The organism is Pseudomonas syringae pv. tagetis (assembly GCF_022557255.1).
Classification (GTDB): domain Bacteria; phylum Pseudomonadota; class Gammaproteobacteria; order Pseudomonadales; family Pseudomonadaceae; genus Aquipseudomonas; species Aquipseudomonas caricapapayae.
This window is the reverse complement of sequence record NZ_CP092923.1, coordinates 57,761-70,324: the sequence shown is the minus strand read 5'-3', so window position 1 is coordinate 70,324 and position 12,564 is coordinate 57,761. Positions and strand designations below refer to the sequence as shown.

At 54.1% G+C, this 12,564-nt stretch carries 11 protein-coding genes; 3 read left to right on the top strand and 8 right to left on the bottom strand.

Translation table 11 applies throughout. The annotated features are described in order from the left end of the window. Positions 1–15 precede the first annotated feature (15 nt). A complete protein-coding gene (locus MME58_RS00300) occupies positions 16–270 on the top strand; it encodes a hypothetical protein (RefSeq protein ID WP_054986931.1) in 255 nt (84 codons plus the stop codon). 110 nt (positions 271–380) lie between these two features. Here MME58_RS00300 and MME58_RS00295 read toward each other — a convergent pair whose 3' ends face one another. Continuing rightward, entirely contained in the window at positions 381–1,055 is a 675-nt protein-coding gene (locus tag MME58_RS00295; RefSeq protein ID WP_054986930.1) for an HAD family hydrolase, read from the bottom strand. A gap of 459 nt (positions 1,056–1,514) precedes the next feature. On the opposite strand from MME58_RS00295, the gene MME58_RS00290 reads away from it, so the two are divergent. Next, positions 1,515–2,405 carry a hypothetical protein gene (locus tag MME58_RS00290; protein ID WP_054986929.1) on the top strand — a complete coding sequence of 297 codons (891 nt, stop codon included), beginning with the start codon at positions 1,515–1,517 and terminating at the stop codon, positions 2,403–2,405. A 105-nt stretch (positions 2,406–2,510) separates the two neighbouring features. On the opposite strand, the gene MME58_RS00285 is transcribed toward MME58_RS00290, so the two are convergent. The 5 genes from MME58_RS00285 to MME58_RS00265 form a co-directional block, all read right to left on the bottom strand. Next, positions 2,511–2,810, bottom strand: a complete 300-nt coding sequence (locus tag MME58_RS00285) for a hypothetical protein (RefSeq protein WP_054986928.1) — start codon at positions 2,808–2,810, stop codon at positions 2,511–2,513. A 148-nt stretch (positions 2,811–2,958) separates the two neighbouring features. Beyond that, positions 2,959–3,324: a histone-like nucleoid-structuring protein, MvaT/MvaU family gene (locus MME58_RS00280; protein WP_054986927.1), complete on the bottom strand. Its 366-nt coding sequence runs from the start codon at positions 3,322–3,324 to the stop codon at positions 2,959–2,961. A gap of 459 nt (positions 3,325–3,783) precedes the next feature. Further along, positions 3,784–5,331 carry a M10 family metallopeptidase C-terminal domain-containing protein gene (locus MME58_RS00275; RefSeq protein ID WP_054986926.1) on the bottom strand — a complete coding sequence of 516 codons (1,548 nt, stop codon included), beginning with the start codon at positions 5,329–5,331 and terminating at the stop codon, positions 3,784–3,786. A 250-nt stretch (positions 5,332–5,581) separates the two neighbouring features. Then, complete coding sequence (locus MME58_RS00270; protein WP_054986925.1) at positions 5,582–6,352, bottom strand: SDR family NAD(P)-dependent oxidoreductase; 771 nt, start codon at positions 6,350–6,352, stop codon at positions 5,582–5,584. A gap of 444 nt (positions 6,353–6,796) precedes the next feature. Continuing rightward, positions 6,797–8,227, bottom strand: coding sequence for an IS1182 family transposase (locus tag MME58_RS00265; RefSeq protein ID WP_054986924.1), 1,431 nt, complete (start codon positions 8,225–8,227; stop codon positions 6,797–6,799). Positions 8,228–8,983: 756 nt separating this feature from the next. Between MME58_RS00265 and MME58_RS00260 the strand changes: the two genes are divergently transcribed. Beyond that, positions 8,984–9,646: a hypothetical protein gene (locus tag MME58_RS00260; RefSeq protein ID WP_054986923.1), complete on the top strand. Its 663-nt coding sequence runs from the start codon at positions 8,984–8,986 to the stop codon at positions 9,644–9,646. 677 nt (positions 9,647–10,323) lie between these two features. On the opposite strand, the gene MME58_RS00255 is transcribed toward MME58_RS00260, so the two are convergent. Next, entirely contained in the window at positions 10,324–11,088 is a 765-nt protein-coding gene (locus MME58_RS00255) for a hypothetical protein (RefSeq protein ID WP_055004942.1), read from the bottom strand. Positions 11,089–11,245: 157 nt separating this feature from the next. Continuing rightward, a complete protein-coding gene (locus MME58_RS00250; protein WP_016566852.1) occupies positions 11,246–11,581 on the bottom strand; it encodes a hypothetical protein in 336 nt (111 codons plus the stop codon). Between the last annotated feature and the right edge of the window lie 983 nt (positions 11,582–12,564).

Here is a 12,564-nt window from a genome sequence, read left to right as displayed (position 1 = left end):
AAAAAGGTGGCTGACATGACAACCGATCACATCCTGACAAGCAGCGTGCCCAAAGAAGACCCCGCCAGTCCGGAACTCGGCCAATACGACCGGGAAGCCGACCCGGTCCTCGCCATGAACTCGAATAAACCCGGCGTCGGTTCGGCAACAGGCGATGAAGTGAAAAAGCGTACCGAAAATGATGAGGCTTACGAAGACGACGAGCCGGAAGTCTATTCGGACGACCCCGATATCGTGGCGGATGAAGGCGGCGGTGTTTCACCGGGTTAAGGCCGGGTGAAGCAAGTAAACCCCGATATCGACGTGGTGTAACAGCTCAAACGCGCTCACGAAGAAGACGTTGAGCTGCTCACACAGGCGGGAATGCTGAACCCGATCACTCAGGGACGAGAGGCAATCTCGTCCAGATGGTTCAGCAAGTCCAGCGGGTCCTCATAAACCCTCAAGGCACCTGCCCGCTCAAGCTCGCCAATGTCATAACCGCCCGAGAGCAGCCCCACGCCGGTTGCCTTGCAACGACGTGCCGCCAGCATGTCCCAGATCGCATCGCCGATCACCAGGCACTCATCAATCGGAGCGCTTATCTTCTGCGCAGCCGCCAGGAACAGGTCCGGATCAGGCTTGCCATATCTCACGTCATCGCGCGTAACAATGTTGATCTTGTCGATGTCCAGCTTCAGGGCTTTCAGGTTGATCGTCGCCGTATCAATCCCGCCGCTGGTAGCGATGCACCACTTGAGGCCTTCTTTATCGAGCGTCTCAAGCAACTCGACCGCACCAGGCAGCGCGATGATCTGCCCCTGAAGCCGCTCATATGCCTGGGCATGTCTTTCGCTAAGCCGTTCGGCTTGTTCTTCGCTGATGTTCAAGCCGGTTTCACGCGACAACGACTTCAACATCAGCCCGCCGCTCATGCCGATCTTGCGGTGAATACGCCACATCGCAAGCGGGATGCCTTCGGCATCTAGCGCCTCTTTCCAGGCGGCGACGTTTTGATAGACGCTGTCGGTCAGCGTACCGTCCAGGTCGAAGATGAAGGAAGTCTGGGGTCTCATAGGGTTACTCTTTTTGAATGCGGATTGACCATCTGACGAGGTCCGGAGCGCTGTGGTCGACACCTGTTCGGCGGTATCGGAATGTGGCGTTCATCAATGAAGCGAGGGCTGTACCGGGGCTTCGAATACGGTATTGCCAGATGGAGGGAAAGGACTGGTTTTTTGAGGTCACACACTTTCGAGTGTACGCGGGAGTGGCGGTTCGATCTTTCGCGCGGCGGGCAGTCTGGTAGCAGAAAAACCTGATGGCTTTTCAGCGGCGCTGAGGACGCTCCAGCCGCGTTAACGCTATACGTAACCCTTCACCAGCGCCTACCCGCGCCGCCTCATCATGGATAACCGGGTTAAAACAATCATCGACAGAACGCCCGCACGCACGCTGCTTTTTACAATTCGTTTAATTACGTTAGCCAACAGGCGGCTTAAACTCGTGCGTTTGCCGTGCAAGGGAAGCAAACGATGAGCATCAACCAGTTGCGTAAAGATGTAGAAGAACACTTTCAGCGGTTTGAGCGGGTGCCTTTCAAAGAGGCTTGGCGTCGGCGTGATGCCCGTATCTGTCTGATCTGGATGGCTGCGTTAATATTGGCATTTTCAGGGGCACTGATATTTTTACCTGCGCCTACCCTGACTGACTACGTTCCCCGTTTGCTGCCAGTCCTGCTGACTTCCCTGATATGCACAGTACATCTGGGAGAGGTGTACGCGCGGATCCGAGCAGAGCAGATGGGCGCCACTTCGATTACCACGCCCTCCGAACGGTTAAAGCTGAAACAGGACTGGCTATGTACACGCTATAACTGCGGACCCGGCGAGCTTGTCGATAAAGCGAGGGCGCTTAGACATCTTTGGGAGGAGCGTCAGGAGCTCAAGCAACTGGCCAGTCACGACACGATGGGGCCACGTATTGCTGCGTTTTTTCGGCTACCTGACCCTGGCAGATTCATTGCAGCACTCTTCACTATTGCCGCGATCTTTACAACGATGGTGACCTTGGGCAGCAGCATCGACGCCATCTTCGATGCCTTGCAAGACTGGCGAACGATAGGTTCCACTGTTGTGATTGTTACCTTCCTGTGTAGCGAAATCATATTGCTCTGGATCATGGTCACCAGCATGGTCCGCGAGGTGGGCCCCTCGATACTTGAGCAGATCGGGCTGCTGCCTATGAGTAGCCGTCGGGTGTATCGGTATTTGCTTGCCGTCCATGATGCGAGTGAGCCTGTTATGACCATTCGCAGAGATGTGCCTGGAGTGCTGAAGCTGATTTCGGTGTTTTTTATGCCGGTAGGGGAAATATGGGCGAAGGTGCGGACGCGGTTTTTGACAGGCTCGGCGGTCGGAGCCTGAATGAGATATTGAGGTGACATCGTGCCAATGCTCCGCGTTGGCATGCAGTTCGTGACGCTCTGCGCCACAAATCTACAGTCTGGCCGAGATGTTTAATCAGGCCGATTATTGATAAGTATCGGCATCTTCAGCCGGATAAAACTCACCTTTGCTCCCCATCCTTTCCAGCCGCTCGCGCACCAGCACTTCAACGCTGGCCACTGCCGCCTGATCATCAGGGTTGACCAGTTGCAAGCACAGACGCCGTGCGTTCTGATCGTGGGTCCCCTCGCTGAGCATGTCGTGAGTAACGATCTGCTCGCCACGCCACAGGCACAGTTGGGTATGCGTCCCGCCGAGCCATATTTCGTTGACTGATCTGAGGTCAGTGGTAGCCAGTTGGTCCACAGTGATTGTCTTGTCCATTGCGCTGTACCTTTTAAGTGAATCGATACAGGTCAGACGCACTGGCGCAGCGGGTCGTTCCCGACATCGGCATTTGGACCGCGTGAACGGTGATTAACCGATGCTCAAGATCAACCCCGGTCAATCAACCGTTGCATGGCGCAAGGCTTTATTTCTTCAGCCAGCCCTCGACAACATCAGCACCGTGTTCTGCTTTCCACTCCTTCAAGGCTCTGTGATTCCCGCCTTTGGTTTCGATCACTTCACCGGTCTTCGGATTCTTGTACACCTTGAGTTCACGTGGTTTGCGCGTGCCCGCCGGTTTATCGGCAACTTGGCGACGCGCTGAGGTCTGCGGGTCCAGCAGATTGACAATGTGTTTGAGGCTGAAGCCGTAATGCTCAAGGAGCTTGCGCAGCTTGGTTTCGAACTCGATCTCTTTCTTCAGGCCCTCGTTGCCTTTCATGGTCTCCAGTGCCTGGAGTTGCTCGGCGAGGTGTTTTTCCAGCTGACGGTATTCTGCGAGTTTGGACATTGTATTTTCCTTATAAACAGGTGTGCGTAGTTATTGAGAGAGATAGCGCCCGTTACAAGTTCAGCCTATTTTCCGCAGGTCGGTGGACTTTAATACGTCGGAGTAACGCCATAAGCCGGAGTGCCCGGCTTCCGGTTACTTTCAAGAAATTCGATTTTCCGAGTGCAGAATCAACAGCGGTTTCTGTCTATCTGTTCTGCACGCTAGAAGAAAGTTTTGATTGGCCTATTTCCTGACGCAATAAAACGGTGACTTCGTCTGTTGACTGCCCGACAGCGAAAAGCAACAACGGGAGGCGAGCGCTTTGACAGCGACTCAAGCCTCGGCAGTTCTGTCTGAACGGGCCTCACCTGCGCTGCGGCGACAGGCAACTGACTGCCCGCATAGATACTGCCCCTGGAGGTGTCCATACAGCTAACGACGGTATGGGGTGTCGACAGGCGAGTTGCTCAGGTAATGTCAGCTCACGAGGTCGACGGCGATTTGCCCAACGAGTGCCACGTCTGTCGTATCGGCAACCACCAGGTCGGCATTGGTGAGCACTCGCGTGTAATCGAATCCGGCTAGCGTGACCTGGAAAGCGTGCCCATCGGCGCCTGGCTCGTTACTACGCAGGTAGGTACGCTCGGTGTATTCATCGTAGGTCATGCTCAAGGTGCCGTCGCGGCCGTTGCCCAAACCGGTCACGCCAAGCGCAGCGACGTCGAGCTTGTCCTGGCCCCAGATGAAATCAGTGATCAGGTCGCTGCTGCCGGCATGGCTGTCGGCGCTGCTGGTGAACACAAAACGGTCGTTGCCTGTGCCGCCGGTGAGCTTGTCCGCACCCAACTCACCGGTCAGCACGTCGTCACCGGCGTTGCCCTCGAGGGTGTCGTTTCCGGCGCCACCGGTCAGGGTGTCGTTGCCCCAGTAACCATAAAGGGTGTCTGACTTATCGCCGCCGACCAGATTCACCGGGGTGATCGGCTGCGGGCTGGTCACAACCGTCGCATCACTGGGCGGGGCGAACAGCACAGTGCTGGCGTTGAGCTCATTGACGTGGTTGCCGCTGAGCAGAATTTCAAAGCGGTTACCGTTGGCATCGGCTTCTAATGATTTAAGTGCGGTGGCATCGCCAGCGAGGTTGAGAACCACCTTCAGCGTACCGTTGAAGCCATTACCCAGCCCGGTGAAGCCCAACGCAGACACGTCGATCATGTCATGACCGTTGCCACTGAAGTCGGTGATCAGATCGCGGCTGCTGTAACTGCCGCTGGCATCGTTGCGGTAGCTGTCGCTGAGCCGGGTATACACGAAGGTGTCGGCACCCGCGCCGCCACTCAGGGTGTCCCCGCCTGCGCCGCCGAATAGCCGGTCATTGCCTGCACCCGCTTCGACGGTGTCGCGGCCAGCGCCGGCCTTGAGCGTTTCGCTGCCGTCGGTGCCCACGAGCAGGTTGCTCTGCGAGGTGCCGTTGATCAGCGGTTGCAGGTTGGCATCGGTAATAACGCCGCTGTTGGCCAGGAACTGTACTGCAAAACGATGGCCGTTATTGTCCTGCTCGTAGCTTTCCAAAAAGTAAATGCCGCGCAGAGGCTCGCTACGTATGTGCAGGGTATCGCCATAGCCATCGCCTAAATGGCTATAGCCCAAGGCCGACACGTCGAGGATATCGTGGGCGGGGTCAAAATAGTTGATGGCATCGGTGTACTCGCCTCCGCCTTTGATATAGCTGTCGCCGATGCGGTCGAAGCGGAATACATCGTTGCCGGCCCCGCCGTTCAAAGAGTCGCCTCCGGCACCGGGGACCATCACATCGTTACCGCCCCCGCTGACTATATGGTCGTTACCGCTCCCGCCCATCAGCAGTTCATTGGCCAGCCCACCGCGCAGGAAGTCGTTGCCTGGAGTGCCCTGCACGATGAGTTCGACCGGGTTGCTGCTGACCTTGCTACTGGCGGTTATGACCTGCACATCCTCAAGCGCCGCAGGGTTGGTGACGTCCTTGCTGTCGACTAACGGGGTCATGCCGTGCTCCTTACTTGCGGTTGTTCCACTGAGAGAGTGATATGACGCAAGTAATGCCGTCTCGTTGATGGCAGTGGGCTTTGTCCGACGAAAGGGTTATAAGCGGCGGCGCTTAGCGTGGAGGAGGGATACGGCCGGAAAATTACTGATTCGTCGCAAAGGCTGCCTGAATCCCCCGAATAACTCTCTCTGACCCGAAACAGCCGTCATACAGGACGGACAGCAATCTCATCCTCACAAGTGAAACAAGTCACCAGACAATAGGCTTGTCGTCCCAGGCCCAGAAGGTCCCGCTGTCGGTCGGTCCATGTGCGCCTAACACCTCAATAATGCGATCCGCTGAAAACGCCGGTTCGAACAGTTGGCCTTCGGGTACGTTCGACTGGAATGGTTGAGACAGTTCCGTGTCGGTCGTGCCTGGGTGTATTGCCAAGACAGTAGACGCCGGGTTAAGGCGTTTCAATTCGATACTTGCCGTGTGCAGCAACTGGTTCAGCGCTGCTTTGCTGGCTCGGTAGCTGTACCAGCCACCCAGTCGGTTATCGCCAATAGAGCCAACCCTCGCGGAGAGCGCCGCGAAGGTAGAGGGTTGTTTGCGCAATAACGGGAGCAGGTGTTTGAGCAGCAGGATCGGTGCAAAGGTATTGGTCGCGAAGCTCGCTTGCAGGCTCGCAAGTGTCAGTTGTGCGAGGCCCTTTTCGGCTTTTGCGCCGTCCTGATGAAGTATGCCCAGCGTGCTGATGACGAGGTGCAGATGCTCGCATCCATCAAGCGCCTCGCTCACGAGTGCTTCGAGGGATTGCTCATCGCGCGCGTCGCAGTCGACCCGTTTGATGCGTTGGCCATATTGCTCTGCAAGCGTTGCCAGCTCTGTGGAAGTGCTGGCTTTTCGCGCGACAGCCCACACTTGAGCCACATCATCGCGAGCAAGCAACGCCGCGCACAGTGCCAAGCCGATACCTCGGCTGGCTCCGCATATCAGCACGTTAGCCTCGCTGTTCAGTTCGGGTATCAAACTCATAAGGCACCTTGGGGAGCATGGCTGAAGTGTTTTTGACTTCGGGGCAGGACATTGCGTTCAGGCGGACAGTTGCTTACCAATAGAGAGCTCGACGAAAGGGGGCTTATGCAATCTTGCGGATCGGTTGAGGACTCGTTTACACAGTTTTCGCCATGCAGCAGCCGACTTAGAGGCATTTCAATTCGGCTTGCGGCGAGTGGCCGCGTCTTGACGAGCACTCAGAACCAAGCAACATAGACCAGCAGATTCTGGCCAATTGCGGCCTGTCGCGAGGGGCCGCAAACGGCCCAGAGTGTGTAAAAACGGGCCAGTGCAAAGTCGGCACGTAGCACCGACGGTTTTTGCTACGTAGTTGCTCGCGGTAAGCCCTGCGGGTCGTCACTCGGGTCTTGGAGACTTCAATAAAGCCCCTACGATGCCAGGTGGGCAACAAAGCCAACCATTTCAGGCTGACAACGCCTTCATTAAGCTGCTGGTGCCAAGCATTTTCATAATTCGCTTCATGTTGTAGGCGAGCACGTTCAAGCTCATTTCTGCACTGACGCCTTCCAGCCTTCGCGTCAAAAAATGCGTGGCGCCCATCCACTGTTTGAGCGTCCCGAAGGGATGCTCAACTGTGCGCTTTCGGACTCGAATCATGTCCGGCGCGTTGCTCAGCCGGACCTGCATCTCTTCCAATATCGCCTCATGCGCCCAGCGCCGAATACGGCGTAGCTTGCTCGGTGTGCACTGTATTTTTAAGGCGCAGCCTTGACACTTTGAACTCCAATAACGATGCAGCTTCATGCCTTTCTCGACGCTGGAGAAACGCCATATCAGCGTTTCTCCAGCTGGACATACATAATGATTGTTCGCCGCGTCATAGATAAAGGCATCGTTGTTAAAACGCCCATCAGCTTTGGCTCCAGAGGTCATTGGCTTGGGCACATACGCGGTGATATCAGCGTTGTGACAAGCCAGGATTTCCTCACCTTTGAAATAGCCTCGGTCGGCCACCACCGAAAGCGAATCTGATGCCATGGCCTCGCGCGCCTGCTTGGCCATTGAACTGAGCTGATCACGGTCGGAACCGACATTGGTCACCTCATGAGCAACAATCAAATGGTGCTGAGCATCGACTGCTGTTTGCACGTTGTAGCCAACGATTCCTGTACCTCGCGTCATCATTGAACGCGCATCTGGATCGGTCAGTGACACCTGTTTATCGGGTGAGTCGTTGAGCCGTATTTCAATCGCCTGAAGCTCCTTCATTTGCACTTTGAGCTTGGCGATTTTCTCTTCCAGCCGCACCGTCTTGGCTCCAGAGGATGTGGGCTCTTGCCGATCCGCAGTATCAAGTGCCGTTAGGTAACGGCTGATGTTCGATTCGATTTCTTCCATGCGCCGCTTCAGTTTGGCGCTGGTGAAATTTCGGTCGCGGTTGTTGACGGCTTTGAATTTGCTGCCATCAATGGCAACCAGATTTTCACCGAATAATCCCAACTGTTGACATAGCACTACGAACTGGCGACAGACGCCTCGGATAGCCTTGCTGTTGTCTTTTCGGAAGTTGGCGATGGTCTTGAAATCCGGCATCAAACGCCCGGTTAACCACATCAGCTCGACATTGCGTTGAGCTTCTCGTTCCAGCCGCCGACTCGACTGAATGCGGTTGAGATAGCCGTAGATGTAGATCTTTAGCAGGATCGCGGGGTGGTAAGCCGGTCGTCCAGTATCGGCTGGAATGGCACCTTCAAAACCTAGATTAACCAAGTTGAGTTTGTCGACGAAAACGTCAACTACTCGTACCGGATTGGTATCGCTGACGTAGTCGTCGAGGCTTTCGGGAAGTAAGGTGCCTTGGCCTCGGTGTTCACCTTGGATAAAGCGCTTCATAGGCAATCCCCGCGATAAAATCCTCAGCAATCATAGCAAGGGATCACGGAGTCGTTTCTACATACGCCGGGGCAATCGCAGACACCAATGGATGCCTATATATAGAAGGTCTGGGGGCAGCGACTCTGATTGCTCAGCCTCAGGCTCCGAGATACCCTTTCTCCTCCTGACAGATAGGCGCGGCCAACAAATCATGTCTACTTGCTATTCCATTCAAATCACGCCAGAAAGACCATTGCCGGCCTTTTATTGCATTGCTGAACATCTATGGGGAACCGGATGTGATGTTGACTCTGACGGTGACTGCGCAGGTTCAGATGATCGCCAATGGACGGAACTGACATTGTCGCTTCGCGGCACATCAGGAGAACGTATCGACATTGACCCGCTCTCGCTCATGCCTCTTACCCTCGTAATCCGTTCATCGCACGCCACCCTCTGCCAAAGAGCGGCCGACTACATCGTATCGGTTTCCGGCGGCACTATCGGCGCAGCTGCTAACGTCAATACGGTATGAGTGCGGGGACACGAGGCTTATAGATTTCCGGCAGCTGAAGAACCTAAAAGTGAACCCCTTGGCGCTTTTACACACTCTGGGCCCTTTGCGGCCGTTCATAATCCAAGATGAAGAGATGCAAACACCTCGTACCTCACCCAGTTAGCTAACCATGCGCTCAAACCATTCGCTTCGTTCGCCGACGCGAGCTAAACAATGTACCTTAACCAAAGGCCAAGCTATTCAAGGGAAACAAAAACATGGAAGCATCAGAAATTCTAATAAGCTTTATTGTGGGCGCCGCCGCCAGCGCGCTCATAAGCGCGGTGATTTATTTTCTTCAAAAGAAGACTGATACCATACTAGTTTCAGCAACAGAACTGCACAGTCAATCGCTAAAGCTAATAGAAGAAACACAGGAACTGCACAGCTTAAGAACTGCCATTTTACGAAACCAACAAGACATTCAAACCGAAATTTTAAAAGCTGGAGAGCATGTATCCCATCATATAAAAGAGCAAATTGAAAACCTTGTATTGAGCACAAATCATCCTGATTTTTTTGTTTCCACAAAAACGCTCAATTTAACTCCTCCAAGCAATACACAGGATCCTGACACACCTGTAATTGGTGACCTAATAATCAACAACAATGTTATTTCGCACGGAGAAAGAGTTGGAATAATGTTCAGGGTAAATGATGAAAAATGGAATTTTTCCGTTCCCTCTGGTGCCGCCATCCACCATCCCGGCGGCATCTTAACACCAAATAAAGTTACAGCCAAATATATGAGCTTTGAGATCATCATACCCGCGAAAGGAAGCCAATGCCCAATCACATTTTTGTTGATTGATGAAGCCGGCAACCAAAACACACAGAAAATCACGATCCCCATAAACCCAACTCACAAACAAATACTATAGCTGCAGACTAATGTTGTTAACGTCGCTCACTTAGCGGACTGGGGAGGGCTAAAACACGCCCCCTTGGTCATACACCTTGGGGGTTTTGCAATGCGCGGACATATGGAGTTGATAAGCTTTGTGAAAGAGTTGAGTGATGGATTGTTCGACTATCTGCCTGAGGATCAAAGAACGGGACAGCTTACCGTCGAAGACGGTAATCGCGCAATAGATGTCAAGCAAATCTTATTGCTCTAGTCTCTCACTGAAAAAGATATAGCCATTTATATACGGCTCCAAAGTTCGGCGATTTTTCAGTTGATGAGATACTGTCGTGGTATGAACTTTATTTTATTCCTGAAATATCTGGTGTTGAAAAGCATGTTTTTTTAGCAGAATACTCAAATCAATTGAATCGCATACTGAAAAGAAAAAGAAATCTTTTATTATTAAATTTTTTAGTTGTACAGGATACAAGTGATTCTACATTATCCCATTAAAAATTTCGTCGATGGAGCAGATGCTGAGCATCGCAGATTGTCGTCTTGGTAGCTAATTTTTGAGTTCATCAGGCGTCAGCGCCATCTGAAGGCCCAGATGCAGCAGTCAAAACCGCTATAAGCAGGAAAATCTTGGGTGTGGTGCTTCTGAAGCACCACACTGATGCATACACGATTTCGGCGGATCAGCTATAAACCCTACCGCTTCGCCAACAACCGCGCCAACCCAGCCGTCACCACGACAGCCAGCAAAACGGCAGCCGTGATAGACAAAAGCGCGCCCCATTGCAATATGGAGTACCTAAGGGTCAGGTAGAAACTCACCACCCCGACGGCACCAATGGCATTGCCCCGGATGATCGCCGCCAGTTCATAACGCCCGCCTTGAACGTGGACAAATACAGCAAGCGGCCAGGCGATCACCGGGATCGGCGCAAGCAGCCCACTGACCACAGGCCCGAGCCAGGTGGCACTTGCGGTAATCGCCAGCAGCAGAAGGGTGGCCGTCAGCATTCGCATCGGAATGACCCAGCGCGGCAGCGCAATGTAGGACGCTACGTCCGGCGGCGTCTGTTTCGAGGTGGCGACGATGATCAAGGCAACCATCAGCAGCGTGAAAATGATCGACAGCGCCAGCAAGCCCAACAGGTTCATCAGAAAGGCCGTCGCGCCATATACCGCCAAGGCCAGGACGCATCCCGTCAACGCTGAAACGCGTCGAGTGACCAGAAAATAAAACAGATACGTCGCCTGAATCGCCGCCAGCCCGGCCAACGCGCCCGGCAACGCCATCGATGCGAATTCGGTGCCTTGCTCAAGGCTGAGAAACAGCATGACCAGCGCCGAGGTCATTGGCAGTCCGGAAAGCAGCCCCGCCACGCCAGCACCCCAGCGCCTGGCCGCCAAGGAAATGGCCAGCATGAGCGCGGGGGTGACGAGTAACTTGAGGTAGAAGGCCGTCATGCAGAAAACTTCACATCGGGAGGTCGGGCAGGATGCTAAACCTTTAGCGGTTGGCAGCGATACGTGTCTGCTATTAAACCATCGCCTGGCAGCGCATCCGCCAATAGCCAGAAACAGAAAAGCCCGGCGAACCGGGCTTTCTGAAACCGAGCAGCGCTTATTTAGCGGTTTTCAGCTTGATCACGTCACCAGAAACGGTGGTGGTATAGCCGTTCAGCACCCAGGCCCAGAACCACTTTTCCTGCACTTGGGTATTGATCAGCGCATCGCCACCCTTGGCCTGAATGGCGCTGTTCTGCGCGCGAACAAAACGGTCGTTCTGACGAATCGGGATCAGACCGAAGAGCATCAGGCCGGTGGCGCTTGCTTCACTGTGACCGACGACGGTGTATTGGCTGCTGTCGTATTGCGGGGTTTTCATAGGGGTGCCGGTGCAACCTGCCAGAACCAGACCACATACTGCTGCAGCGACAACTTTACTAACTGACTTCACGATAAAACTCCATGGAAAACGCCCGGATCCAAATCTCGGGCGGCGGTACTTTACTCGCTGGAGTCGTGGTTTAGGTATTTTTATAGTTTCGTCGAAACGCTCTTACCATCGCGCGTCCGCTAAATCTGATAGGGGTTGTTTCCGGTTGTAGCGGGGTGGTGCTTGCCAGCAGCGCGGCTTGAGCCGGCGCATTTCAATGTTGATCAGCGACCCAAGGCATCGCCCGCCCGTTCCGGTTCGGCGGACATCTTTTCGGGAAGCCTGCTGCCATCGCCCATTGCCAATAGCTGAGCCGGAATCTCTGACGGGGGCAACATTGAACACTTGCAACACGCTGTCTGTGGTCTCTGTAGACCAATAGCAAACATACGGGTCAAAGACCCGAGAAACACATGAACCAAGGGGTAACCGCGCTACTGTCATGCCCTTCGTACTCAGCTTGTCCTCGAAGATCGTAGAGGCATAGAGACAAACTGATCGTCGCGGGAATAGCTAAAAGGTTTAGCGCCCACAAATAGAAATTACCGGATTCAAGCGTCACCAGGGCAATCATGTTAATGACCACCGTGACGATGATCAGAACATTGCATTTGAGGTGCCCACGCCTGGAGGAGGCAAAGCTTTCCCAGTCATAAATCAGCCACTCGTGAGAAAAGACTCCGCATTCGGGGCACTTATGGGTAGGCGGCAGCCTGATGGGGATATGACCGCAGCTGGGGCACCGAGCCTTCATAATGTTATCCACTGCCAGACGATGTTCCTGATTACGTTTTCCTGGCGATGTCATCGCAAAAGGCACCTGGCCTGTCGAGGAGCACTCTAATCTGGCGGAGGTTAGCAGGGCACCCTCTTTTTTTCATCTTATTGCCCGGTAGTCGCTTTTAGCTCAGTACCACTGGATCTGACAGTCTGCATACGGACCTCGGCAGTCCTTTTCTGGCCGCAGTAGGGCGCGCGGTTGTAGGGGTTGCCTAACAATTCAG